Genomic DNA, 25,381 nt, shown 5'->3' on the forward strand with positions numbered 1-25,381 from the left:
GCCTCGCCGCGGCAGCTAAGAAGAAGCAGTTCTGCACGCACAAATTCACCCTAACACGATGCGTAAGATGAAGGTGCCACACGTCACTAATCGTCCAGCATTCAGACTCTGCGGCCCACATATGGCCGTAGCCGGGGTCACAATGACCCGTTTGCTCAGTTGAAGGAGCGCCCATGCCAAACTCGGGAATTAACCTGTCCAACGTCAAAGCCTCAGTCCGTCCTCAGGATGACCTCTTTGTTCACGTCAACGGAGCTTGGCTGGACTCCACCGTAATTCCTGATGACCGTTCATTGCAGGCAACATTTACCGAACTTCGGGATGCATCGGAACTAGCGGTGCAGGAAATCATCCTGGACGCTGCCAAAAAAGCCGGGAAAGCAAGCGAGATTGAACAGAAGATCGGCGATCTCTACAACAGCTTTATGGATGTAGCTGCAGTGAATGCTTTAGGCGTTACACCTATTGCCACACGACTTGAACGCGCCATGAGTGCCCAGAGTGTTGAGGAAATCGTCGCCCTCAGCGGCGAACTGTTCCGGTCCAATGTGGGCGGGTTTTTCTACGTCTACCCCTCCCCCGACGCCGGTGACCCTGAGCGGGTTTTGCTCTACATCGGCCAGTCGGGCCTGGGCCTACCGGACGAGTCGTATTACCGGGAAGAGAAATTCGCGTCGATTCGTCAGGACTACGCAAAGTACTTGACCACCGTATTTTCCCTCGCGAACATCTCCCATCCCGAAGCCGCCTCTGCCCGTGTACTCGCGCTTGAGACAAAGCTCGCCGGTCACCATTGGGACAAGGTCACGCTCCGGGATCCTGACAAAACGTACAACCTGAAGTCTCGTCAAGAAACCATGGATCTGCTCCCCGAGATCGAATTGTGGTTTGACGCTGCTGGAATAGATGCCAGCGTCCGGGAGGAACTTGTTGTCAGCACTCCGGACTTCTTCACCGGCGCCCGCGAGCTGCTGCACAGTGAAGGCATCCAAGCCTGGCGTGAATGGTTGGCGCTGCGGATTATCAATGCTGCGGCTCCCTACCTCAGTGCAGAATTTGTTGATGCAAACTTTGCGTTCTACGGCACCGTTTTGAGCGGGACCCCGGAGAACAAAGAGCGCTGGAAACGCGCAGTAGCCGTGGTCGAAGACGCCCTGGGTGAAGCTGTGGGGCAAATTTATGTTCAACGCCATTTCCCGGCCAGTCACAAGGACAAAATGGAAGAGCTAGTTGCCTCACTCATTGAGGCTTACCGGCAAAGCATCAGCACCTTGGAGTGGATGGGCGCGGAGACAAAAAAACGTGCCCTGGAAAAACTCGATGCTTTCCGGCCAAAGATCGGTTATCCCAGCAAGTGGATCGACTACGCTCCGGTCAGTATTGACCCGAATGACCTTTTGGGGAATGTGGAGCGCGCTAATGCCGCGGACATTGACCGACACTTGGCCGAAGTTGGCCAGCCTGTAGACCGTGAAAAGTGGTTAATGACGCCTCAAACCGTCAATGCTTACTACCACCCGGTGATGAACGAGATAGTTTTCCCCGCCGCCATATTGCAGCCGCCCTTTTTCACTGCCGATGCAGAAGACGCTGCGAACTACGGTGGCATCGGGGCAGTGATCGGCCACGAAATCGGCCACGGCTTTGACGATCAAGGTTCCAAATATGACGGCAGAGGCGCACTTCGTGATTGGTGGACTGCTGAGGATCGCGCTGCCTTTGAGGAGCGCACATCAGCGTTGGTGGCTCAGTTTGATGTTTTAAGTCCGACGGCGGCGCCTGGCAACAACGTCAACGGTCGCCTGACGCTGGGCGAAAATATCGGTGACCTCGGTGGGCTGACGATCGCCTTTAAAGCCTATGAGATCTCTCTCAAGGGCAAGCAGTCACCGGTTATAGACGGTCTCAGCGGTGCTCAACGTTTGTTCTTCTCATGGGCCACCGGTTGGCGCCAAGTGATGCGTAAAGAAGAAGCGATCCGCCGACTGGCCACCGACCCGCACTCCCCGAATGAATTCCGAACGAATGCGATCGTCAAGAACCTCGACGCGTTCCACAACGCCTTCGAAGTTAGCCCCGAAGACGGTATGTGGCTCGCACCCGAGGACCGGGTGAGCATCTGGTAAGGGTGCTCTACCCGACGTAGGCGCTCTGGCAGGTCTGCTCGGCAGCGGTTTGGCCAACGATTCCCGTTGGTACGGTGCTCACCTTGTAGGAGGTGCCATCGGTGAAATCGCTGCCGAGGTAGACCTGGACACCACTAACGCTGGCCGACGGCTCCACCTGAGCCGTAGGAATCCCTAGGGACACAGCGACGTCACGAGCCACGTCAGCAAAACCAGTTCCGTAGTACACGGTGGTTTGCGTGGTTTCATCGACGGCCAGTTCACTTATTTGGGTGAATCCACCCTTGGCCAAGAAAGTCGTGATCTCTTGACTGCGCCCCGGCACGGTGGTTCCGTTAGCCACCACAATCGGTTGGACGGCTTTGTCATACGTAGGCGCTGCGGTGGTGGAAGTTGGCGTGCTTGCCGCGGTGCTAGAAGTAGCAGAAGGTGTGCTGCTGGGAGTAGCGGAAGGGCTCGTCGTAGCTTTGGGATTAGTGAGATCTAAATCCTCGCGCATGGCCTTGAAGAGTTGAGCGGCCTCGGGTTCCTTGGGCTGAATCCACGCATCAGGGTTGAGCGGTGAGGGCTCCCAGGGGACGGTAATAAAAGCGACCTTATTCAAGTCCACGTCTTTGAGCCGGTTCCCGATGGTGAGGAGTGACTGCGCGTTGGCCAAGCCATCGTCCACCGTGAGGTTCTTTGTCACAGTGTCAGCAATCTCGAGCATCTTGGGGACATTGGTCAGCGTTCCGTCGCTGCGAATCTTGCGCACCAGGGAGGCTAGGAAAGCTTGTTGGGACTTGATGCGGCTCAAGTCAGAACCGTCACCGACGCCGTGGCGGTTGCGCAAGAATGCCAATGCCTGCTCGCCCTTCACCATGGACTTGCCAGCGGGGAGCTTCAACCCAGAGTCAGGATCATCGATGGCTGCGTTGACGCAGACTTGAACGCCACCCACCGTGTTGGAGAGTTCCTTCACAGCAGTGAAGTCCGCCATCATAAAGTGGTCAATCTGAAGCCCGGTCAGCTTGTTAATAGTGTCCACTGTGCATCCTGGACCTACGTCCTTCATGGAACTGTTGATCTGACCGGCTGGTACCCCTGCTTTGATCTTTTTTGTTTTCCAGTCGTAGCAATCGGGGATCTTAACAATCAAATCTCGGGGAAAGGAGACTACGGAAACGCGTTTGTTGTCCGCAGAGATGTCTAAGAGCATCATCACGTCAGAATTGCCGAAGCCCGTGGAATCTGACGTAGAACCATACTGGCTGTTTTTGCCGTCACGAGTGTCCGTACCAATGATCAGGATCTGCAGACGATCCTTGCTGTCATCCACCCCGGAGGTTGCGCCATCGCTCGAGGCGTTGAGCGGCGCTTTGGAAATATTTCCTTGAAGTCGAATGAACCAAAATGCTGCAAAGCAAAGGGCGGCAAGCAGTGCCACGCCAACCACAATGGCCGTCCAGCGTACCCAGCGCGGAGCCTTATGTTCCTTGCCCAAATGCCGTCCGCTGGGGATGACCCCTGAGTCCGAATGTCGCGCGGCCGTGGCCACGGCCGGGGCGGAATTCACGGTATTTTTCCGCCGACCGGAATCACCTCGCGTCACTCAGGCTGCCTTTCAAAGGGGTTGAAGTCTGTTTATCTTAGGTGGCTCGGCTGGGAAATTCCTGCATCCGTGCCACCCTGAACCACGCAGTTGGGGAGCAATGCTGAAAGCTAGAAGCCCAGCTTGCCTAGCTGCTTGGGATCGCGTTGCCAGTCCTTGGCTACTTTGACATGCAGGTCCAAGTAGATTCGGGTACCCAAGAGCGCTTCGATCTCCAGCCGGGCTCGCGTGCCAACATCTCGCAGACGCGCGCCAGCCCGGCCAATAATGATTGCCTTTTGGGACGGCCGCTCCACATAAAGGTTCACCCGAACGTCGAGGAAGGGGTTGTCTTCGCTACGGCCCTCACGGGGAACAATTTCATCAACCACAACAGCCAAGGAGTGCGGAAGTTCATCGCGAACGCCTTCTAACGCTGCCTCACGAATAAGCTCAGCGACCATAATGGCCTCAGGTTCGTCGGTGAGTTCACCGTCCGGGTACAAAGGCGGGGACGGTGGCATGTGTTTGATCAACACGTCAGCAACAGTTTTAACTTGGAAACCATCCACCGCTGATACAGGGACGATGTCCCTAAAACCGTCTTCACCGAAGATTTCCTGGCCCAGTTTGTCCACTGCCATAAGTTGGTCGCTCAGCGCCTGCCGGTCAACGGTGTCAGTTTTGGTGATAATCGCGATCACCGGCTTATTTCCGACGGCGGCGAGTTGGGCAGCGATAAAACGGTCACCCGGACCGATCTTCTCGTTAGCCGGCAAGCAAAAACCGATGGCATCAACTTCTGAGAGGGTGCCCGCTACAAGGTCGTTGAGTCGCTGCCCAAGAAGAGTGCGCGGACGGTGTAGACCCGGAGTGTCAACGAGAATCAACTGCGCATCGTCGCGATGAACAATTCCACGGATGGTGTGGCGTGTGGTCTGCGGTTTGGCCGAAGTGATAGCAACCTTCTGGCCCACGAGTGCATTAGTTAATGTTGATTTGCCAGCATTTGGGCGACCAACCAGAACAGAGAATCCTGCACGGTAACCGTTGTACGGGTCACCGTTTTCCTGTGGCTTCGCTGAATTATCCTTCTTGCTCACGGATGGCTCCCTGTTCTTTGACTCTAGCGTCACTAGAGGATTCTGTGTCTTCAGTCTCTGCCTCGCCAACCCAGCGGGCAATGATATGGCTGATTCGATTTCTGCGGCCTTCGATGCGTTCGGCTCGAAGTTCAATTCCTTGAACTTCAACGACTGACCCAACAATCGGCACCCGGCCCAATTCTTTGGCGAGCAATCCGCCCGCGGTGTCAACGTCGTCGTCGTCTATGTCTTTACCAAAAAGCTCGCCGAGGTCTGCGACATTCATCCGTGCACTAACCCGGAAGGTGCCATCCTCTAGCGCCTCCGACTCGGCGGCTTCGGAGTCATATTCGTCAACAATCTCGCCAACGATTTCCTCGATCAAATCTTCTAGCGTCACAAGCCCTGCCGTGCCACCATATTCGTCGATCACGATGGCCAAGTGCGTGGATTCGATCTGGAGCTCTTTAAGCAGCTCAGCGACTTGTTTGGATTCTGGAACATAACGCACGGTTCGTGAAATTGTTTCCACCGCTGGTCCCGGCTCGCCTGGCTGCTTGTCAGTCAGAACAGCAGCTACGTCCTTGAGGTAGAGGATGCCCAGAATGTCATCCGTGCTTTCGCCGATCACAGGCATTCGCGAGTTTCCGGAACGCAAAAACAGCTCCATGGCCTGTTCCGGTGTGGAGCCAGCATCAATGAATACAATGTCAGTTCGGGGCACCATCACGGAGCGGACGAGAGTGTCCCCAAGGTCAAAGACGGACTGAATGAGTTCGGCTTCATTGTCCTCAATCATGTCTGATTCGCTGGCCCGGTCAACGAGTTCTCGGAACTCTTCATTAGTGAAAAACGCTTCATCCCCGGTGGGACCACCAGGGGTGACGGTGCTACCGAGCCGCACTAGCCACGCCGGAATGGGCCCCGGAACCCAGCACAGAAAGCGAATCAGCGGGGCTGTGAGCCGCACCGTGGCTGAGGAGTGAACTCGACCGAACTGCCGCGGTGAAACACCAACCAGAACAAAACCGACACCAGCCATAATGACCGTGGCCGCGAGACCTGCTAACCAAATATTGTCCAGCAGACTCTGGAGCAACAATGCCACTGCCACTGCCGAGGCCATTTCAAACCACACCCGCCAAAAACGGAGCGCCCGGACATGCGGCAGCGGTTGTTCAAGAATCTTTTTGAGCGAACGTAGACGCTTTTTGCTGCTGAAGTGCTCCGCGTCGTGGCGGGGCAAAAAATTGTAGGCAGCTTCTGCCGCCGTAAGAATTGCAGCGATAGCCATAAAAGCCAACGCCATAAGAATGAGGAGCAGTGCAGTCACTGCATAGTCTCCCGCGGAGCGTCCTTACCCAAAAAAGTGGACAACAATTCGCGCTGGAGCCCGAACATCTCTTCTTTCTCTTCAGGCTCAGCGTGGTCATACCCCAACAAATGAAGGATCCCGTGGGTGGTCAGCAAAAGCATTTCCTCATCGGTGCTGTGACCAGCATCCTTGGCCTGTGCTGCAGCTACTTGCGGGCACACCGCAATATCGCCGAGCATGCCCTCTGGTGATTGCTTGTCAGGCGTGCCAGGCGTTAGCTCATCCATGGGGACAGAAAGGACGTCGGTGGGACCCGGTTCGTCCATCAATTCAATGTGCAGCCGTTCCATAGCTTCTTCATCAACAAGCAGGATGGACAATTCAGACTGCGGGTGAATGTAGAGCTCTTCGAAAATGAATCGCGCCATCTTGACCAGTGCGGCCTCGTCAACGGTGACGCCAGATTCGTTGTTTACCTCGATGCTCACGATGGATTTCCTTGCTGCGAAGATTCTTTGGATTCTTTAGTGTCTTTGTCCCGGCTTTTGCGTCGATCCGCGCCGCGTTCGTTTCGAAGCGCGTGCTGCCCTGCGTTTCGTTGCTTCTCGTCCCATTCACCGTAGGCAGTGACAATGTCCGAAACGAGGCGGTGACGCACCACGTCAGTAGCTTCGAGGGTGGCGAAATGAATATCATCAATTCCCTCAAGAATGCCGGCGACAATCCGCAGACCAGAAGCCGTCCCACTGGGCAGGTCAACCTGCGTGGTGTCACCGGTGACCACCATCTTGGAGCCAAATCCCAAACGCGTCAGGAACATCTTCATCTGCTCAGGTGTGGTGTTTTGCGCCTCATCTAAAACAATAAAAGCGTCATTAAGAGTACGTCCACGCATATACGCCAAGGGAGCAACTTCAATCGTGCCAGCGGCCATCAGGCGTGGAATTGACTCCGGATCCATCATGTCGTGAAGTGCATCGTAGAGCGGCCGGAGGTACGGATCAATTTTGTCCGTCAAGGTACCAGGCAAAAAACCCAGCCGCTCCCCCGCTTCAACTGCCGGGCGAGTCAAGATGATCCGGCTGACCTCTTTTTGCTGAAGTGCCTGAACAGCTTTGGCCATGGCCAAATAAGTTTTACCCGTACCTGCCGGGCCAATACCAAAAATCACGGTATTGGCGTCGATAGCATCGACGTAGTTCTTTTGGTTCAGGGTCTTGGGCCGAATAGTCCTGCCGCGGCTCGAAAGGATGTTTTGCGTCAGCACGTCCGAGGGGCTTTGAACGCTCTGCTGTTTGAGCATCATCACAAGCTGCTCCAACACCGCCGGCGTTACTCGGGTCTGCCGATTGGCCAAAGCACGTAGCTCACCAATCAGGCGGACAATCGTGGGCACTTCATGGGGCGGACCGGCAATTGAGAGTTCGTCGCCGCGCGCGTGGAAGGCAATACCAGCAAAGCGCTCTTCAATAAAGTGCAAAGCTTCATCATGACTTCCGAGGGCCTGAACCATCTGCTCAGCTGAATCAAAAATCACCACTTCGGTCCGTGTACCCGGAACCGTATGGGGGAACTCGCTTCCCGTTGCAGCCTTTGAACCGGCGCTTCGTCCTGAAATCGGCGTATCGCTCATAGCGGCGGTCCTGATGACCTAGACTCACTCCCTTAGGTTTGACTGCCCGCTGAATGGACTAAAAATCTGAACACAACACAGCAGACGCGTACCCCTAATACTACGTTAGAGACGGTTCACCGGGACCGGAGCGTCTGCGCGTCACTTGGTGTCAGCTACGTCTCAGAGAAGTATCAATCGGATTGCAGTTGGCGTTCTGACCAACTTCCAGCACGCATTGAACCAGCCCATTGTGTCAAGCTGAATAGGCCGAATCGACTAAAGGAACCCGTATGCCCCGCAAGAGCCGCAGAGGAATGAGCACAAGCATTACCGCCGTGTGCTGCCTCAGTGCTGCCCTAGCGTTGTCAGCATGTACGGCGTCCCGGGAGACTACAACAGTCCCCACATTAAGTCCCAGCACCGCGGGCCAAAGTGTAACGCTCAACTCCTCGAGTGCTCCTTTGGAATCCACGGCGGCGGCCAACGAAGCTCCGGTTTACTGGATTGGCCGAGCCGGCGACGACGCTTTCTTGTACCGTGAATTCCGTACCGTAGACAATGCCGCCAACGCAGAGAATCCCATCACCGACGCCTTGCGAATCATGATGTCGGAGAAACCACTGGACCCTGACTACTTCACTTCGTGGCAGTCTCCGCAAAAGCTAGCAACCTCGATTTCCGGCAAGAACATTATTACGGTGGATCTGTCTCCAGATGCCTTTAGCGCCAACATGGATGCTGGAATGGCTCAGCGAGCTGTACAGCAATTGGTGTATACGGCCACTGCAGCTGCGTCCAGCTCAGGAATGATCGACGCCGGACAACAAATCCAGGTAGTGGTCTTAGTTGATGGGCACACCGACTACAACGCCTTTGGCCATGTGAAGCTGGGTCAACCGATGCAACGCGATGCCAGCCTTGTCGCTCCGATTTGGGTGATTGACCCGCAAGAGGGAACCAAGTTCCCCACTGGGAAGGTCAGTTTTAACGGTTTGGCATCAACCCTGGGCGAAGCAGTGACGTGGCAGATCTTGCGAAAGAACGCGTCCGGAAACAACACAGTGGTGCTTAATGGTGAGTCAAAGGTTTCCACCGAGGCTGGCAAAGCCGGACTGTTTTCCAGTTCGGCAGATCTGCCTGCCGGTGAATATGAACTACGTGCGACCATCAAACCCGCAACGGGTGCGCCTGCCACCTCAGCGGTGGTTGATACAAAACATTTCAGCGTTAAGTAGCCAGCTTTAGCCTTCTAGGGCACCTCAAAAGCAAGGCCCAGTCACCAGCGAGAATAAAACTCCGACGCCGAGACAATCGCCGCCGGTCCTGCCGTGGAAGAGCGCAGCACGTGGTGACCTAAGAGTGCAAGTTTCGCCCCGGCGTCGAGCATGTTCTGTACCTCTCGCGGTGTAATACCGCCCTCTGGCCCCACAATAAACAGCACTTCTCCGTCTGCTTCTGGCACGGCGCTTTTCAGCACTTCCCGCAGCGGCTCTGTTGCCTCTTCGTGAAGCACAATCGCCAAGCTCGCCGAGCGGATGGCCGTGAGCAGCCCCGCGGATTCGACGACGTTTCGCACCTCCGGGATCACCGAACGGCGCGCTTGTTTAGCTGCTGCCCCTACGCCAGAGCGCCACTTGGCGAGGGCTTTTTCGCCTCGCTCGCCCTTCCACCGCACAATGGCACGTTCTGATTGCCACGGGATAATAGCGTCCACGCCTAGCTCAGTGGCCGTCTCGATGGCTAGTTCATCTCTGTCTCCCTTGGCGAGGGCCTGGACCAAAACCAATCGCGGGGCTGGAGGTGTCTCATGCAGCAATTGGGCGCATTCAACCTCCAAAACCCCGCCTTCGGTGCTGGCAACCGTGCCGCGTAGGCGAACACCAGCGCCGTCAACCACATCAACCGGCTCCCCCACTGTCATGCGTTTGACGGTGATAGCGTGCCGCGCTTCTGCGCCGCTGAGAGCGAAGCGAGCTCCAATGGCCATGCCATCCAGTTGGCCGGCCTCCGTGAAGAAGACGGGGTTGCTCACCCTAGTGGTTTCCCAAACGATCGCGCAGCTTAGCGAAAACCCCACCACTCGAAGCGAGTTTGCCCTCGGTAAATTGTTCAGAACGCAACTTGGCCAATTGCTGCAGCAACTCTTCCTGAGCCGCATCAAGCTTGGTGGGTGTCTCCACCTGCAAGTGCACCTTCAGATCGCCACGGCCCTGGCCGCGCAAGTGGGTCACGCCTAGCCCACGGAGGGTCACAACTTCGCCGGACTGGGTGCCGGATTTAACGCTGATCTCTTGAGCGCCGTCAAAGGTGTCCAAGGTCACGTCCGTGCCCAAGGCGGCAGCTGTCATAGGAATCGGCAAAGTGGCGTGCAGGTCATCGCCTTCACGAACAAACATGGAGTCATTGTTGACCCGGATTTCTACATACAAGTCACCCGACGGACCGCCCGCAATACCGGCCTCGCCCTGACCAGTGAGCTGAATGCGTGTTCCTGTGCCAACCCCGGCAGGGATTTTGACAGTTAGCGAACGCAAGCTGCGAATTCGTCCTTGACCGTTGCACTCATTGCACGGGTCCTTGATAACGGTTCCAAAGCCTTCACAGGTTCCACATGGAGCAGCCGTCATAACGTTGCCCAAAATGGAGCGGACCGCACGTTGCACTTGTCCGCTACCGCCACAAATATCGCAGCGCTCGGGCTGGGATCCCGCACGGCAGCAGCTGCCATCACATGTGGGACAAACGATGGCGGTTTCAACGTCGATCTTTTTGTTGACGCCAAATACGGCATCTTTGAGGTCAATACGAACACTGATCAACGCGTCCTGACCACGGCGAACCCGCGAGGCAGGACCTGACGCAGCACCACCGCCGAAAAAGCTTTCAAAAATGTCTTGGAACGCAAAGCCCTGGCCTGCATAACTTCCGCCGCCAAAACCATTGTCGGTGCCGTTTTCATTGCCGGTGGTGTCATAAACACGACGTTTCTGCGGATCGGAGAGGACCTCATAAGCGTGGGTGACTGCCTTGAAGCGCTCAGACGCGTCCTCGCCCGGATTAACATCGGGGTGCAAGGTGCGTGCGAGCTTCCGGTAAGCCTTCTTGATCTCCTCGCCACTTGCTTCGCGGGAGACGCCAAGAACTTCATAGTGGTTGCTCAAGTTACTTCTTCACTTCCTCTTCAACTTCGTTTTCGCTACATAAGTCGCTAGGGAAACGACTTCAGCCTGCAAGAATTTTTGACAAATAACGCGCCACGGCTCGGACGGCAGCCATGGTGGTTGGGTAGTCCATCCGGGTGGGACCGAGGACACCAACCTTGGAGACAGCTTCTGGCCCGTATCCGGTAGCCACCACGGACGCCTCAGCCAAAGAATCATTGGCGTTTTCGCGACCAATACTGACCGTGACGCCACGCGGATCCGTTGACATTTCCGTCAGTAGCCGCAGCATCACCACTTGTTCTTCAAGCGCTTCAAGCACGGGACCGATGCTCAACGGGAAATCACCAGTGGACCTGGCTAGGTTTGCTGTTCCGGCCATCACAATGCGATCTTCACGGTTGTTCTGCGAAAGCAGCCGCAAGGCGTTGGAGATTTCAACGGCTACTACTCGTAAGGGCATGGGAACTGTCAAGGGCACTGCCGCGATTGTCTCTGGCAATAGGTTCAGTGGAGTACCTGCAGCCACAGACAAAAACTTTGCTCGCAAAGCAATCAACTGTTCTTCGGGCAGTTCTGTTCCAATTTCAATGACTTTTTGCTCAACCACGCCAGTGTCCACAATCAGGACGATCAATACCTGACGAGGTGCCAGTTGAACGAACTCTAGGTGCCGCAGCTTGGCCCGACTGAGGTGTGGATACTGGACCACCGCAACTTGGTTGGTGATTTGTGAGAGCAACCTCACTGTCCGATCCAAGACGTCATCCAGGTCATCAGAGCCATTAAGTAACGATTCAATGGCCCGACGCTCTGCAGCCGAGAGCGGCTTCACCGACGAGATTTGGTCCACGAAAACCCGATAGCCCTTATCCGTAGGGATTCGGCCAGCGCTCGTATGGGGCGCCGTAATCAGACCTTCGTCTTCAAGGGCTGCCATGTCATTGCGGATGGTGGCGCTGGAAACGCCCAAATGATGCCGCTCCACGAGCGCCTTGGAACCCACTGGCTCACGCGAGTGCACATAGTCCTCCACGATGGCGCGTAATACTTCAAGCCGGCGCGGGTCACTCACATGCATTCACCTCCAAGTGGTATTTCGGTTAGCACTCTGTATGCTCAAGTGCTAAGTCTAGTATGCGTCATTCGCCCCTTGGGGCAGCAAATTTTAGAAGCCACAGCGGAGCTTGATATGTCTTACAGTTCATGGGGTCCGCAGGACCTCACTCCTGCCAAGCAGCAACAGCTTGCTGAAGTTCCTGTGGAACTCGGCATGGTGTTGGAGGACGTGCAGTCAGGTTGGGTGGGCGCCGTAACGCGGGTAGAAAAATCTGGCGGCATGCACGTCGTAGCCCTAGAAGACAACCGCGGCAAAACTAAGTCGTTCCGCCTAGGCTTCGGGTTTTTACTTGAAGGTGTGCCCATCAAGCTCACCGCGCCTGCCCCCAAATCACGCACCATGGCCCCAGCACTCACCGCATCCGGTTCAATCCGGGTTGAGCAGCGCGCTCAAGTGGCCAAAGCGAGCCGAATTTGGGTTGAAGGAAAACACGACGCCGAACTCGTTGAGAAAGTTTGGGGTGACGATCTGCGTGTTGAGGGCATTGTGGTTGAACCTCTTCACGGTGTTGACGACCTCGCCGCCGCCATCCGTGCTTTCCAGCCAGGGCCCCAGCGGAAACTAGGAATCTTGGTTGATCACTTGGTCCACGATTCAAAGGAATCAAAGATCGCAGCCGAGGCAATGGCGGTTCCCGGTGCAGCAGCAAACGTACTTATTGTGGGACACCCCTACGTAGATGTGTGGCAAGCCATCAAACCAACAACTTTGGGAATTCCGGCGTGGCCACAAGTCCCCCGCGGTACCGATTGGAAAACTGGAATCCTCAAGGCTTTTGGTTGGCCACACGGCACTGCCGAGGACACCGGTCTAGCCTGGCAACGTTTGCTATCTCGGGTTAATAGCTACGCAGACCTAGAGCCCTCGCTCTTGGGCCGCGTTGAAGAAGTCATTGACTTTCTGACGGCCTGAGTGTTGGAGCTCATTTACGCAAATAGCGGGGCACAGCAAGTATCCTTGATAGAGGCCGCATCCCGGCGAACCCAAAGCACCTCGGTGGACCAACCGCCGCCAAGAGATTTGAAGGAAACGCACCGTGGCACAGGACGCCAGCACCCCACCACCCGCCTCACAGAATTCCTCCCCAGGGCCGCATCACGGCGAGCCGACGGAATTCCATGGCGTAGCAGCAAATGCGTTGCCGCTCACGGCCAGTGAAGATCGTCAGTGGGCAACTTTGGCGCACTTTGGCGGGATTCTTGGCTTTGTGCCGTCTCTGTTGATCTACCTGATTTTCAAGGAGCGCGGCCCTTTTACAGCGCAAGAATCCAAAGAAGCATTGAATTTCACTTTGCCTCCAACGATTGCTGCAGTGTTGGCCAACATCTTGGTCCTTGTCCCCGTAGTGGGAAATATATTTGCGGTGATTGCCACGCTGATCTGGATTGCTCTGACCATTTTCTCGGTCAACGCCGGTGTTCACGTAAACCGCGGCCAACCGCACCGTTACGCCTTTAATCTGCGCCTCATTCACTAGCCAAGAGGATAGAAATGATGGTCCCCCTTGGCGGCTAGCGTCTAGAGGTCAGGGAGGATTTGGCGCACCACAGCGTCAGCCAGCAACCGGCCCTTGAGGGTCAGCTTAAGCGTCCCGGCAAAGGCAGCTAGCGGTTCGACCAGCTCCTGGGCAATCAGACCGGCAATTTGTTTACGGCCCTCCTCGGACAACTCAGCAACGTCTAGACCGGTAGCCAAGCGGGTAGCCAGCATCACGTTCTCCACGTGTCTAGTTGCCTCATCTAGCGTTTCGCGGCCAGCCGCTGGCGAAGCGCCCGTCCCCAAGCGGTTGGCATAGGCGGTGGGGTGCTTAACATTCCACCACCGGACACCGCCAACGTGTGAGTGGGCGCCTGGCCCAATCCCCCACCAATCAGTTCCGCGCCAATACGCCAAATTGTGTTCGCAACGATCTGCCGGTGTTCGCGCCCAATTGCTCACTTCATACCAACTTAGTCCGGCTGCGCTGATGAGCTCATCGGCGAGTTCGTACTTAGTGGCGTGATCGTCGTCGTCCACGTCCGCCACTTCACCACGACGAATCTGTGCAGCGAGTTTAGTACCGTCCTCAATGATCAAGGCATAAGCACTAATGTGGTCTGGACCGTAACTGAGCGCTGTCTCTAGAGAGGTGCGCCAATCGTCGACCGACTCACCCGGGGTTCCATAGATGAGGTCCAGACTCACGGCCAGCCCGGCTTCTCGAGCCCATGCCACAGCCTGCGGAACGCGATCAGGATTGTGGGTTCGGTCAAGAGTTTTCAGAACATGCGGTACTGCAGATTGCATACCGAAGGAGACTCTAGTGAAACCCGCATCCGCCAATAGCTGGAGCGATTCGGCAGTCACTGAGTCCGGGTTGGCTTCGGTGGTGACCTCAGCGTTTTCCGCGAGGGTCCAATGTGTGCGGGCACGGCCCAGAATCTCGGTCAAGTCAGCGGCAGGGAGCAAAGTTGGTGTCCCGCCACCAAAAAACACGGTGCTCAATTCACGCTTGGGCAGCCCCGATTTTGTCAGCACTTCTGCTGCGAAATCGACTTCTGACGCCGCAGTCTGGGCGTAGGCGTCTTGCGAAGCACCGCCGCCCAGTTCCGTTGCTGTGTACGTGTTGAAGTCGCAATAACCACAACGCACTGCACAAAACGGGATGTGGACATAGAGCCCGAAGGCTCGCTGCTCGGCACCAACGCCCGCTTGCGCCGGCAAAAGACCGTCAGCGGGCGCCGGATCCCCGAGAGGAAGAACACTTGGCACTAGGTAACTGCCCTACTTTTTCTCTTTGCCCTTGGACTCATCAGTAGTGAGCGCAGCAATAAATGCTTCCTGCGGAACTTCCACACGGCCCACCATCTTCATACGTTTTTTGCCTTCTTTTTGCTTTTCCAGCAGTTTGCGCTTTCGAGTGATGTCACCGCCGTAGCACTTAGCCAAAACGTCTTTGCGGATAGCTCGAATACTTTCGCGGGCAATAATGCGCGCGCCAATGGCAGCCTGAATGGGAACCTCAAATTGCTGGCGGGGAATCAATTCACGCAGCTTGCCAGTCATCATCACACCGTACGCATAAGCCTTATCGCGGTGAGTAATGGCGCTGAACGCATCGACTTGCTCGCCTTGGAGCATAATGTCCACTTTGACTAGGTCGGCGACTTGCTCGCCGTCGGCCTTCCAGTCAAGTGAGCCGTAGCCCCGCGTCTTGGACTTAAGAATGTCAAAGAAGTCGAAAACAATTTCCGCAAGCGGTAGCCGGTAGCGAATTTCAACGCGATCTTCCGAAAGGTAGTCCATTCCGCCCAACACACCACGGCGACCTTGGCACAGTTCCATAACAGCGCCAACGAATTCGCTGGGCGCCAAGATGGTGGCAGCAACCATAGGTTCGCGGACCTCACCAATTTTGCCCACCGGGAATTCGCTGGGGTTGGTTACCTTAACAACCTTTTTGTCCTCGAGCGTGACCTCGTATTCAACGTTGGGCGCTGTGGAAATCAGGTCCAGGTTGTATTCGCGTTCTAGGCGTTCTCGAGTGATTTCAAGGTGCAAAAGTCCCAAGAACCCAACCCGGAACCCGAACCCTAGCGCCGCAGAAGTTTCCGGCTCGTAGACTAGGGCGGCGTCGTTGAGCATAAGTTTTTCAAGAGCGTCCCGCAGCACCGGATAGTCGGCACCGTCCAGTGGGTAAAGTCCGGAGAACACCATAGGTTTTGCGTCCGCGTAACCCGGCAAGGATTCCGACGCCGGTTTGGCAAGGTTAGTGACCGTGTCACCAACCTTTGACTGGCGAACGTCCTTCACACCGGTAATGAGGTAACCCACTTCGCCAACACCCAGGCCCTTGGAAGGTGTGGGCTCCGGGGAGCTGACGCCGATTTCCAAAAGCTCGTGAGTGGCACGGGTGGACATCATCTGAATACGTTCGCGCGGAACGAGGTGACCATCCACTACACGCACATAGGTGACCACGCCGCGGTAGGTGTCGTATACAGAGTCAAAAATCATGGCCCGAGCCGGAGCGTTCGGGTCACCGACGGGTGCGGGGAGGTCGCTAACAATCTTGTCCAGCAACGCTTCAACGCCGGCGCCAGTTTTGCCTGAAACGCGGAGAACGTCTTCAGGCTCGCCGCCAATGAGGCTCGCCAACTCGGCTGCGTACTTTTCAGGCTGAGCTGCGGGCAGGTCAATCTTGTTGAGTACCGGAATGATCGTGAGGTTGTTCTCCATGGCCAGATACAAGTTCGCCAGGGTTTGAGCTTCGATGCCCTGCGCTGCGTCCACCAGCAAAATAGCGCCTTCGCACGCAGCCAATGAGCGCGAAACTTCGTAGGTGAAGTCCACGTGCCCGGGGGTATCAATCATGTTCAGCGCGTAGCTGGTGCCATCCAGCTCCCAAGGCATACGGACAGCCTGGGACTTGATGGTAATTCCGCGCTCACGCTCAATGTCCATACGGTCAAGGTACTGAGCCTTCATATCGCGCTGTTCAACAACGCCGGTGTACTGCAGCATACGGTCGGCCAAGGTGGACTTGCCGTGGTCAATGTGCGCGATGATGCAGAAGTTCCGAATGATTGCCGGATCAGTCGCGGCGGGCACCGGGGCGGTGCGGGCCATGGGAGACACGCAGGTTCCTTACTTTTGGATGGGCTCCCAACACCGTGGCGCGCCTAAAGGGGCCAAGACATCGGGATGCTCAGAATTCTTCGAACTACTAGTCTCCCACGACTGACGGCATTGCTCCGTAACTAGGCGGGCTTTTGCACGGTGAGCCGGTTCATTTCACCAGGTGAGTGGGTAACGTGGAGACATGGCAACGATTCTTGGGCGATTTTTTAACGCCCTCCTTAAGTCATTTGCATCAGGGGCCTCCACTAGAAGCGACCGCCCGTCACGCCAGACGTCTAGGCCAAAAACGTCTAGGCGAAAAACAACGACGCGCCCCGGCTCCAGTTCTGGTGTCCACAACGACCGCGTCGCCGCTGCCCGCAGCGGCGAGCCCGCGTCGTCGGACGCTGTATTAGCGGACTTTACTGGCGCAAGCACTGTCCAGTACTCCCCCAACCCTGACGGCAAGGCTGACCCAGGTGAAGTTGTATGGACATGGGTTCCGTACCAAGAAGATCCGAGCCAAGGTAAGGATCGCCCGGTGTTGCTAGTGGGAAAAAACGGCAAGCATTTGCTAGCACTAATGCTCACGAGCAAGGACCACACCGGTGCAGGTCGGCGCGACGAAGACTACCTGGACATTGGCGCTGGCCCTTGGGACAAACAAGGCCGCCCCAGCGAGGTCAAAACAGACCGCGTGCTCCGCGTGGACCCTGCCGGTATCCGTCGCGAGGGTGCCATTTTGGACCCTACTAAGTTCAAGCTCGTTGCTCACGCCCTGCGAGAACAACACGGCTGGACGTAAGACCCTTCGCTCCGCTCACGCTTCTGCTAAGATGTATAGCTGTGTGTCCGTGCAGGTCGACGGTCACTGAAGATTGGCCGCCATAGGCATCCCCACGCCGCTCAGTCAATGGCCAATCCGAAAGCCCTCTAGACCATTTTCCGCATTAAAAAGAGAGTTCACACGTGGCTAATATCAAGTCCCAGAAGAAGCGCATCCTGACCAACGAGAAGGCTCGCCAGCGCAACAACGCTGTCAAGTCTGAGCTGAAGACCGCCATCCGCGCGGTAGCAGTTGCTGTTGAGTCCGCAGACAAGGATGCTGCTGTCTCTGCAGTAGCAACGGCCAGCCGCAAGCTGGACAAGGCAGTGAGCAAGGGCGTTATTCACAAGAACAACGCAGCGAACCGCAAGTCGGCGATCTCCAAGAAGATCAACGCACTCTAAGGTTTTCCGGTTTATTACTAAACCGACGACAGTGGCCGGTACCCTTCGGGGTGCCGGCCACTGGTCTTTAACGCTCTTGACCTGGGGTGAGGAACGCGACCCTATCGGGGTGAGACCGAGCCTGCTATAACGGACACTGCATTTTCAACTGCGTAGAGCGGGTCCTTAGACAGGCCCTTCACTTGTGCGTCGGCCTCGGCAACTACCTTGATGGATCGCACTAATCCCTCGGGCGTCCAACGGCGAACTTCTCGTTGAGCTTGTTCTACCAGCCACGGCTGCATCCCAAGTTGACGGGCAATCGCAGCAGACGATCCCTGCGAACCGGCCACTTTAGCAATGGTCCGCAGCTTCGCCGCGAGAGCTGCCACAAGCGGCACAGGGTCCACACCGGTGGCAAAGGCGTGACGAAGCGTGGATAGAGCCAAGGGAGCGTTGCCAGCCATTGCCGCATCAGCAACCTTAAAGGCTGACGCTTCCACGCGGCCGCCGTAATACTTCTCGACCGTCTCAACCGTTATGGCTCCGTCAGTGTCTGCGATGAGTTGGGTGCACGCCGATGCGAGCTCAGTAGCATTGGCCCCCAAAGCGTCCACGAGTGCTTGGGCCGCATCCGATGCGATGCGCCTAGCCGCGTTTTTGAATTCACTCAGCACAAACTGAAGTTTGTCTGAATCTTTTTTCAGCGGCTGGCAGTCAAAAACCGGAAACCCGGAGGCCTTAATCGCATCCAAAACCTTTTTGCCTCTGGTGCCACCGGCGTGACGGAGCACCACCACAGTGTCCTCCGAAGGTGAAGCAACATAGGTCAATGCGTCGGCCAAAAAGGCCTCGTTCATGGATTCGAGCGAGTCAACTTCAATGAGCTTGTCTTCGCCAAAAAGTGACGGACTCGCAGTCATCAATAGCTGACCTACGGTGTAGGTACTTGCATCCATCCGAGTCAGTTCAACGTCCGGTGACTTCGAACGAACGGCGCCGCGAATCAAGTCCTTAGCACGGGAGCCGAAGTATTCTTCGGGCCCGAGCACTAAAACAACCGGCGCGGGGGTTGCCTCACGCCAGGACAGTCCGGAGCTGGTAGCTCCTGTTGTTCGCGTTGTCCGAGCCGCAGCCATGGTTGCCTTCTTCCAATGATTCTTGACCACCCAAGCTTGCCACCTTGCAGCCGACGATCCAAGATTCGGTTTCTAGAGCCCTACCTCCACTATTTTGCGATGAACCAGTTCCACCGCCTTGCCGCATTGAACCGGATGAAAGGCACACCACAAGGCGAGGTACCACAGTGCAGAAAGGGCAGCCATGGTAGCAAGGCCAAAGCCGCCTTCGGGCCACGGCAATGCAGCTCCTGGGAGATGCGCAAAGAAGGTAGCCACAGCCGCTATACCTTGCGCACACCAACCGGTAGGCACTAGAAGTATGCCGCTAATCTCCGGTACCAGAGTGCACAAAGCCAGGGCCGCTGTGCCCAAAAACGTCACCGGAGCCACTAGAAGGCCAGCTACTAAATTGGCGGGTAGCGAATAAGTGGTGACTTGTGGTTGCAAAAGAATCAATACGGGGGCACAAAAGAGCTGTGCACCCACGGTAATTCCCATTGCGGCAGCGCACCATGTGGGCACGTACCGCTCCAGCCACTTGGCGAGAACCGAGCCGCACAGGACGATGCCCAAAGTTGCTAACACTGAGAGGATAAAACCGAAGTCTGCAGCAAGGGTAGGTGTGGTCAGCAGCAGCCCCACGACAGCCAGGCACACAAACCCCAAGGACTGCCCTCGCCGGCCCGCAAGGAGCGATACCAAGCCGATGGCACCCATTACTGCGGCCCGTAGAACACTAGGATCTGGGCCCACCACAAATACAAAACCCAACAAGCCAAGGCCTGCCACCATACTTGCCATTCGGCGCCGAAGCTTTAGTGAGCGGGCGCCCAACAAGATGGCTCCAAGGATCAGGCTGCAGTTGGCCCCGGAGACCGCCGTGAGGTGAGTTGTCCCAGTTGTCTTCATGGCGGCGGTCAGCTCCTCCGGGGTCATTGAGGTATTGCCTATCACCAGTCCTGGTACTAGAGCGCCTCGGTCGGGGCTACGAGCCTTGGCTTGAGTCAGGAATGCAGCTCTGAGATTCTGGGCCACAGCATGGTACCAAGGCGGTTCACTGAGGATGCGCGGATTCGCCCGTGCTTGTAGGCGTGGGGCACCAAAGAGGTTTTGGGGTGGCAGGAGTGCACCAGCGGCACGAACTTTTTGGCCAGGCACGACGTCAGACCAAGCTCCGCTGCCGGTAAGGACAACCGTCATCCGGCATGGGGTCTGTACCTGTGAGTCATTAACTCCCACAATCGTTGCTGCAACCTTCCACTGCTGGGCATCTCCTTGCCCAAATGAGGCAAGTGCTTTAGGTGGTGCATCAATCTGCAGTGTCGCAACAATGCCGGAGGCGCCGCCGCTATCCTGCGATACTGCAATCGGGGCAGCGAGAATTTTATTGCTTGCACTGACGCCTAGGGCCACCGCACCCATCAGCACCGCTAATGCCACCAAAGCCCGGCCACTCACCCTCGCACTTAACGCTTGGTACGGTAAACGCTGTAGCCGGTTGTGCCTCCTAATAGTTGAGCCAGGGCTAGTGCTTGCGTTGAATGAAAAGAGCAGCACGGCCACACCTGCCCCTAAAACTGCAGCAAGCGTCAGTAGCCAAACGGCTGCAACCTCCAACCCTGCCAAAGTGCCTAACCACACCATGGCCGCAACGGGTACTAACCGCAGATCAGTTCGCGGGACAATCCTTCCCTCGGCATCCCTCCGGAGTACAGGCCGTTCCATGGGCGTAGTCATCCGCTACACCGAGACCAGAGGCAGAAGAGTCTCGAGCATCTTCGGTCCAACTCCATCAACCGCGTCGAGTTCCTCAGGGCTGGAGAATTTGCCATGCTCCGTGCGCCACTGAACAATGCGTTGCGCCAGGACCGGTCCCACACGAGGTAGCGTCCCCAGCTCTTCAGCAGAGGCGGTGTTGAGATTCACCGTCTCGCCCTTGCCGGACGGAGTGCCAGAACCTGAAGACCCGGAACCGCTTGAGGAGGTACCTGAGCTGGAATCACCAGTGCCGCCAGTATCTTTGCCAGCGGTGGAAGGAACCGCATCTTTGACGCTGGAACTAACCTCGCTAGAGCCCTCCCCTTGCAGCCCAATTTGGACGTGTTGCCCGTCTTCAAGCGGTGCGGCCAAGTTGATGGAGCCAAGGTCTGCTGAGGCCTTGGCTCCCCCGGCTGCCGCCAAGGCCTGATAAATTCGGCTACCCTGTGCCAGCCGCACTACACCCGGCCGCGCCACTGCCCCACTCACATAAATCACCAGGTCAGCCCCGTCATTTCCTTCCGCAGTAGCTGCGGCGGTAGGTGCAGCACCCCGCAAACTCGAGGAGGTTGAGGTCGGTGAAACTACTGTCTCTGCCGGCCGCGCAGCATCATCATCCAGCGGTACGGACGCTGCAGCATGTGGCCACATCACCCACAGAAGCAGCAACACGGTGATCCCCGCAATAACTCCGGCAAGCAAAAGGACACCTGAGTGCCCGGTACGCCACCGAAATCGGGAAAGGAGGCTTGAACGGAGGCCCTGCGCTGTTGGCGCCGTCAGGAGATCGGCGTGTTGTCCCTGTTCAGGAGGAGAAAGCGGTGGGCGTGCCTCTACAGGCTCAAGGAGGCTTTCCACTCCGGGCGGCGGACCCAAGAGCGCATCAAGGCGATGAACGCGTCCACGCGCACGCGTTCGCCGAGCGGTGCTTGCTCCTGGCGGTGACATGCTTCAAGCCTATTTACGGCTGCAGCACCCGTAAGAAAAAAGCCTGGCTATGTGGATAACCAGGCCAAAATAAATTAGTGCGGTATTGAACTTTCACCAATGACTGTGGCGATCACACCTAAACCAGCGTGTGCGGCCAGCACGGCGGGCAAGGCACTAATTTGTGCCTTGGGAGCTTGGGGAAACCGAAGGGCAAGCCGTTGGGCAAGTTCCTCAGCCTCAGATTGGTTACCAAAATGGTGTACCGCGAACCTTAAGTCTTGCTCGGGGTGAACAGCTGCAGCCTGGGCCACCAGTTCTTCTAAGCGAGCCACGGCTTTCGCAGCCGACCGCACCCGCTCAAGCGGTACCACGCGTCCATTCTCTACTTTCAAAATGGGTTTGATGGCCAGCATGGTCCCCAACCACGAGGCTGCTGCGCCAATCCTGCCTCCGCGCCTTAGTTGTTCCAGGCTTGGCACGTAGAAGAGAATCGACGTCGACTCGAGCCTGGCCTGAGCGAAGGCAAGAACAGATTCGGCATCTTCCTGTGCGGCAGCCGCAATAACAGCACTCTGCACTGCCATTCCTTGGGCCATTCCCACGCTCAGGGTGTCCAGCACCAAAACAGGTATTTCAACACGTTCTGCGGCTAATTTGGCCGCATCCACGGTGCCGGACAACGCTGAGGACAAATGGATGGAGACGATGGATTCGTAACCACGCTCCGCGAGCGATCGGTAGGCGCTCTCCAGCCGGCCAGGTGATGGCCTGCTGGTTTTGACTGACACACCGGACGCCAAAGCAAGCGCCAAAGCATCTCCCACTTCGGCATCAGCTTCACCGTAAATGTCGTCACCAATGAGCACTGGCATGGGAACCACAATCAACCGGTGATCCGCTACAAAGGCTGCTGACCACGCCCCCGGCAGGGCTGCCGCCGAGTCTGTCACCACAGCAACCCGAGGTTGTGCCGTCATCTCCGGTGCCGCTGTGTCTTCAACAGCGCCGGCTTGCCGGAGGCGAGCAAGCCGTTCTTTGAGCCACAACCATGCTGCTGGTTCACGCTCCGGCATACTCGCCTCCTTCATGGCGCCAATGTTCGCTGAGCTACATCAGCCCAACGTCGGATCTACCTGCGCACTGTGGTGACTAAGCCGGGACGATGTTCACAAGCTTGGGCGCCCGAACAATTACTGTACGAATTTCGCGACCTTCGAGAGTCCTTTGTACGTTCTCCGAGGCCAACGCGAGTTCACGCAGTTCGTCCTCGCTGATGGAAGGGGAAACTTCCAGACGATCGCGGACCTTGCCCTGAACCTGAACAATGGCCGTCACAGTGTCCTGTACCAAGAGTGCAGGGTCATGCTTGGGCCAGCCAGCGTTAGCCACCGAGGCTTCGTGTCCCAAGGCGTTCCACATGTCTTCTGCCGTGTAAGGGGCAAAGAGCGAGAGGATCACAGCGGCTGCTTCAGCGGCCTCACGCACCGCAGGATCAGCGGCACCCGCGCCGGAATCAATGGCTTTGCGGGTAGCGTTCACGAGCTCCATCAAACGGGCAACAACAACGTTGAACTTGTTGTTGGCCAAGAGCTCAGCAGCATCCGCAACGGTCTTGTGGGTCACTGTTCGAAGGGCGCGGTCCCCCGTGCTTGGATCCACACCAGCAGCACTCGTAACGTCTTGGGCCAAGCGCCAAGCGCGGGCCAAGAACTTCGCAGAGCCCGACGGCGAAACATCCGCCCAGTCCACGTCGTCTTCTGGTGGGGAGGCAAAAATCATGGTCAGACGCACAGCGTCAACACCAAACTTGTCCAGCTGCGCACCCAGATCAACACCGTTGCCCAAGGATTTGCTCATGGCCTTTCCGCCATTGAGTACTTGGCCTTGGTTCAGAAGTGCTGAGAACGGTTCCGTAGCTTCGATCAATCCGAGGTCGCTGATGACCTTGGTGAAGAAACGTGCGTACAGCAAGTGCAAAATCGCATGCTCAACGCCGCCCACATACTGGCCCACTGGCATCCAGCGGTTGACTGCTTCAGGGTCGAAGGGGCCGTCGGTGTAGTCCGGGGACGTAAAGCGCAAAAAGTACCAAGAAGAATCCACAAAGGTGTCCATGGTGTCTGAATCGCGCTTGGCCGGGCCACCACAGGATGGGCACGCAACGTTGACCCAAGCCTCGGCCACAGCCAATGGTGAGGTGCCCTTCGGAGCCAAGTCTTCGCCACGCAGGTCAGCTGGCAGAACTACCGGGAGCTGATCGTCGGGGACTGGCACTTCACCACAACTTGGGCAGTGGATGATCGGGATGGGTGTTCCCCAGAACCGCTGACGGCTCAGCAGCCAGTCACGCAAACGGAAGTTGACGAACTTATCTCCCGTGCCCTGTTCGCGCAGGATCGCAATCGCTGCGGGAATGGCTTCCACCTTAGGCAGTCCATCCAAAGCGCCAGAGTTGACTAGGGTTCCATCGCCAGCTGCAGCAACACCACTAATGGCAGGGTCCTCTTCACCACTGTCCAAGACCACCCGAATGGGCAGATCAAACTTCTTGGCAAAGTCCAGGTCACGCTGGTCGTGCGCCGGGACAGCCATAATGGCACCGGTGCCGTAGTCGGCCAAAACGTAATCCGCAGCCCATACCGGCAACTTCTCACCGTTGAGCGGATTGATCGCGTAGCGACCAGTGAACACGCCGGTCTTCTCACGCTCGGTGGACTGGCGTTCGATCTCCGAAAGCGCCTTGACGCTCTCACGGTAGTCACTGAGAGCTGCAGAGTGCTCTGGTGTCACGAGTTCAACTGCCAGCGGAGCATCGGCAGCAACCACAAAGAAAGTAGCACCGTAGAGAGTGTCCGGACGCGTGGTAAAGACGGTTACTTCCTTGGCCGCAAGCTCACCTTCGGCCGGGATCACAAAATTAACGTGGGCGCCCTCGGAGCGGCCTATCCAGTTCTTCTGCATCGCCAAAACACGCTCGGGCCAGTGGCCTTCCAGCTGCTCCATGTCATCGAGCAGCCGGTCTGCGTAATCGGTGATACGGAAGTACCACTGATTCAGTGACTTCTTAGTAACGAGGGTTCCACAACGCTCGCAAGCACCGTTAACAACTTGCTCGTTAGCCAAAACGGTTTGGTCTTTAGGACACCAGTTGACCGGCGAGTCCTTACGATATGCCAAACCCTTTTCGTAGAAGCGCTTAAACAACCACTGGGTCCAGCGGTAGTACTCAGGATCGGAGGTGTGCAGGCGTCGATCCCAGTCAGCAGAGATCGCGTAGCGCCGGAAAGAAGCAGCCTGAGTGTCAATGTTTTTGTACGTCCACTCGCTCGGGTGGGCGTTGCGCTTGATAGCCGCGTTCTCCGCAGGAAGGCCAAAGGAGTCCCAGCCAATCGGGTGCATCACGTCATAGCCCTGTTGACGCCAGTAGCGGGCCACAACATCGCCCATGGCAAAGGCCTCGGCGTGACCCATGTGCAGGTCACCAGAGGGGTAAGGGAACATATCTAGGACATAGCGTCGCTCACGGCTCGAATCGTCTAGAGGTTTGAAGACTTTGAGGTCGTCCCAGACTTGAACCCACTTTGCTTCGATGGCTGCAAAGTTATAGACGCCTTCTTCGGCTACTTCATTCCCGGTCAACGCTTCCGGTTCCACGCTCACTATTGCCCTCTTCTGCTCAATTTCGATGCTTTCGCGCTTCCACAGCCCGGCGGTTGGGGGCGCTTAAAAGTGCGCGCGCATTCACCAACTTTAGCGCAGTAGCACGGCATCA

The 25,381-nt window shown here is 56.8% G+C and carries 21 protein-coding genes; 6 read left to right on the top strand and 15 right to left on the bottom strand.

Annotation, left to right across the window (positions count from 1 at the left end):
* The first annotated feature begins 173 nt into the window (after positions 1–173).
* Entirely contained in the window at positions 174–2,126 is a 1,953-nt protein-coding gene (locus ACQR35_RS03885; protein ID WP_430267175.1) for a M13 family metallopeptidase, read from the top strand.
* Positions 2,127–2,133: 7 nt separating this feature from the next.
* Here ACQR35_RS03885 and ACQR35_RS03890 read toward each other — a convergent pair whose 3' ends face one another.
* From ACQR35_RS03890 to ACQR35_RS03910, 5 genes are all read right to left on the bottom strand, one after another.
* Positions 2,134–3,681, bottom strand: a complete 1,548-nt coding sequence (locus tag ACQR35_RS03890) for an LCP family protein (RefSeq protein ID WP_430267176.1) — start codon at positions 3,679–3,681, stop codon at positions 2,134–2,136.
* 146 nt (positions 3,682–3,827) lie between these two features.
* Positions 3,828–4,799: a GTPase Era gene (gene era, locus ACQR35_RS03895; protein ID WP_430267177.1), complete on the bottom strand. Its 972-nt coding sequence runs from the start codon at positions 4,797–4,799 to the stop codon at positions 3,828–3,830.
* Positions 4,783–6,114, bottom strand: coding sequence for a hemolysin family protein (locus ACQR35_RS03900; RefSeq protein ID WP_430269275.1), 1,332 nt, complete (start codon positions 6,112–6,114; stop codon positions 4,783–4,785). The genes era and ACQR35_RS03900 overlap by 17 nt, the downstream gene beginning before the upstream one ends.
* A complete protein-coding gene (ybeY, locus tag ACQR35_RS03905; RefSeq protein ID WP_430267179.1) occupies positions 6,111–6,584 on the bottom strand; it encodes an rRNA maturation RNase YbeY in 474 nt (157 codons plus the stop codon). The genes ACQR35_RS03900 and ybeY overlap by 4 nt, the downstream gene beginning before the upstream one ends.
* Positions 6,581–7,729: a PhoH family protein gene (locus tag ACQR35_RS03910; protein WP_430267180.1), complete on the bottom strand. Its 1,149-nt coding sequence runs from the start codon at positions 7,727–7,729 to the stop codon at positions 6,581–6,583. The genes ybeY and ACQR35_RS03910 overlap by 4 nt, the downstream gene beginning before the upstream one ends.
* Before the next feature lie 272 nt (positions 7,730–8,001).
* Here ACQR35_RS03910 and ACQR35_RS03915 point away from each other — a divergent pair, with 272 nt between their 5' ends.
* Positions 8,002–8,946 carry a GerMN domain-containing protein gene (locus ACQR35_RS03915; RefSeq protein ID WP_430267181.1) on the top strand — a complete coding sequence of 315 codons (945 nt, stop codon included), beginning with the start codon at positions 8,002–8,004 and terminating at the stop codon, positions 8,944–8,946.
* 41 nt (positions 8,947–8,987) lie between these two features.
* Here the strand turns inward: ACQR35_RS03915 and ACQR35_RS03920 are convergent, their stop codons facing one another.
* The 3 genes from ACQR35_RS03920 to hrcA form a co-directional block, all read right to left on the bottom strand.
* Positions 8,988–9,743: a 16S rRNA (uracil(1498)-N(3))-methyltransferase gene (locus tag ACQR35_RS03920; protein ID WP_430267182.1), complete on the bottom strand. Its 756-nt coding sequence runs from the start codon at positions 9,741–9,743 to the stop codon at positions 8,988–8,990.
* A 1-nt stretch (position 9,744) separates the two neighbouring features.
* Positions 9,745–10,872 (bottom strand): molecular chaperone DnaJ, encoded by a 1,128-nt coding sequence (gene dnaJ, locus ACQR35_RS03925; RefSeq protein ID WP_430267183.1) that lies wholly within the window; start codon positions 10,870–10,872, stop codon positions 9,745–9,747.
* A 61-nt stretch (positions 10,873–10,933) separates the two neighbouring features.
* A complete protein-coding gene (hrcA, locus tag ACQR35_RS03930) occupies positions 10,934–11,947 on the bottom strand; it encodes a heat-inducible transcriptional repressor HrcA (protein ID WP_430267184.1) in 1,014 nt (337 codons plus the stop codon).
* Between the two features lie 117 nt (positions 11,948–12,064).
* On the opposite strand from hrcA, the gene ACQR35_RS03935 reads away from it, so the two are divergent.
* Complete coding sequence (locus ACQR35_RS03935) at positions 12,065–12,904, top strand: DUF3097 domain-containing protein (RefSeq protein ID WP_430267185.1); 840 nt, start codon at positions 12,065–12,067, stop codon at positions 12,902–12,904.
* 124 nt (positions 12,905–13,028) lie between these two features.
* On the top strand, positions 13,029–13,469 hold the full coding sequence (locus tag ACQR35_RS03940; protein WP_430269276.1) for a DUF4870 domain-containing protein: 441 nt from the start codon (positions 13,029–13,031) through the stop codon (positions 13,467–13,469).
* A 41-nt stretch (positions 13,470–13,510) separates the two neighbouring features.
* Here the strand turns inward: ACQR35_RS03940 and hemW are convergent, their stop codons facing one another.
* Together hemW and lepA are read right to left on the bottom strand one after the other, a co-directional pair.
* Positions 13,511–14,743: a radical SAM family heme chaperone HemW gene (gene hemW / locus ACQR35_RS03945; protein ID WP_430267187.1), complete on the bottom strand. Its 1,233-nt coding sequence runs from the start codon at positions 14,741–14,743 to the stop codon at positions 13,511–13,513.
* Positions 14,744–14,755: 12 nt separating this feature from the next.
* Complete coding sequence (gene lepA, locus ACQR35_RS03950; protein ID WP_430267188.1) at positions 14,756–16,609, bottom strand: translation elongation factor 4; 1,854 nt, start codon at positions 16,607–16,609, stop codon at positions 14,756–14,758.
* A gap of 184 nt (positions 16,610–16,793) precedes the next feature.
* Between lepA and ACQR35_RS03955 the strand changes: the two genes are divergently transcribed.
* Complete coding sequence (locus ACQR35_RS03955) at positions 16,794–17,396, top strand: type II toxin-antitoxin system PemK/MazF family toxin (RefSeq protein WP_430267189.1); 603 nt, start codon at positions 16,794–16,796, stop codon at positions 17,394–17,396.
* Positions 17,397–17,560: 164 nt separating this feature from the next.
* Positions 17,561–17,821 carry a 30S ribosomal protein S20 gene (rpsT, locus tag ACQR35_RS03960; RefSeq protein ID WP_430267190.1) on the top strand — a complete coding sequence of 87 codons (261 nt, stop codon included), beginning with the start codon at positions 17,561–17,563 and terminating at the stop codon, positions 17,819–17,821.
* 101 nt (positions 17,822–17,922) lie between these two features.
* On the opposite strand, the gene holA is transcribed toward rpsT, so the two are convergent.
* The 5 genes from holA to leuS all read right to left on the bottom strand — a co-directional run bounded on the left by holA (position 17,923) and on the right by leuS (position 25,269).
* Positions 17,923–18,939 carry a DNA polymerase III subunit delta gene (holA, locus tag ACQR35_RS03965; RefSeq protein WP_430269479.1) on the bottom strand — a complete coding sequence of 339 codons (1,017 nt, stop codon included), beginning with the start codon at positions 18,937–18,939 and terminating at the stop codon, positions 17,923–17,925.
* A 72-nt stretch (positions 18,940–19,011) separates the two neighbouring features.
* On the bottom strand, positions 19,012–20,646 hold the full coding sequence (locus ACQR35_RS03970; protein ID WP_430269277.1) for a ComEC/Rec2 family competence protein: 1,635 nt from the start codon (positions 20,644–20,646) through the stop codon (positions 19,012–19,014).
* Positions 20,647–20,661: 15 nt separating this feature from the next.
* The gene (locus ACQR35_RS03975) at positions 20,662–21,627 is read right to left on the bottom strand and encodes a ComEA family DNA-binding protein (RefSeq protein WP_430269278.1); all 966 of its coding nucleotides are present in this window, start codon (positions 21,625–21,627) and stop codon (positions 20,662–20,664) included.
* 74 nt (positions 21,628–21,701) lie between these two features.
* Positions 21,702–22,682, bottom strand: a complete 981-nt coding sequence (locus tag ACQR35_RS03980) for a DegV family protein (protein WP_430267193.1) — start codon at positions 22,680–22,682, stop codon at positions 21,702–21,704.
* Between the two features lie 76 nt (positions 22,683–22,758).
* Positions 22,759–25,269, bottom strand: a complete 2,511-nt coding sequence (gene leuS, locus ACQR35_RS03985; RefSeq protein WP_430269279.1) for a leucine--tRNA ligase — start codon at positions 25,267–25,269, stop codon at positions 22,759–22,761.
* Positions 25,270–25,381 lie beyond the last annotated feature (112 nt).

The organism is Pseudarthrobacter sp. J1738 (assembly GCF_050490315.1).
In the GTDB taxonomy this organism is placed as follows: Bacteria; Actinomycetota; Actinomycetes; order Actinomycetales; family Micrococcaceae; genus JBNPEO01.

Excerpts from the sequence above, each read along its gene's own strand:
- ACQR35_RS03970 (WP_430269277.1), bottom strand. The coding sequence starts at position 20,646 with ATGGAACGGCCTGTACTCCGGAGGGATGCCGAGGGAAGGATTGTCCCG.
- ACQR35_RS03975 (WP_430269278.1), bottom strand. The coding sequence starts at position 21,627 with ATGTCACCGCCAGGAGCAAGCACCGCTCGGCGAACGCGTGCGCGTGGA.
- ACQR35_RS03935 (WP_430267185.1), top strand. The coding sequence starts at position 12,065 with ATGTCTTACAGTTCATGGGGTCCGCAGGACCTCACTCCTGCCAAGCAG.
- ACQR35_RS03915 (WP_430267181.1), top strand. The coding sequence starts at position 8,002 with ATGCCCCGCAAGAGCCGCAGAGGAATGAGCACAAGCATTACCGCCGTG.
- ACQR35_RS03955 (WP_430267189.1), top strand. The coding sequence starts at position 16,794 with ATGGCAACGATTCTTGGGCGATTTTTTAACGCCCTCCTTAAGTCATTT.
- ACQR35_RS03910 (WP_430267180.1), bottom strand. The coding sequence starts at position 7,729 with ATGAGCGATACGCCGATTTCAGGACGAAGCGCCGGTTCAAAGGCTGCA.
- ACQR35_RS03885 (WP_430267175.1), top strand. The coding sequence starts at position 174 with ATGCCAAACTCGGGAATTAACCTGTCCAACGTCAAAGCCTCAGTCCGT.
- holA (WP_430269479.1), bottom strand. The coding sequence starts at position 18,939 with ATGGCTGCGGCTCGGACAACGCGAACAACAGGAGCTACCAGCTCCGGA.
- ACQR35_RS03980 (WP_430267193.1), bottom strand. The coding sequence starts at position 22,682 with ATGCCGGAGCGTGAACCAGCAGCATGGTTGTGGCTCAAAGAACGGCTT.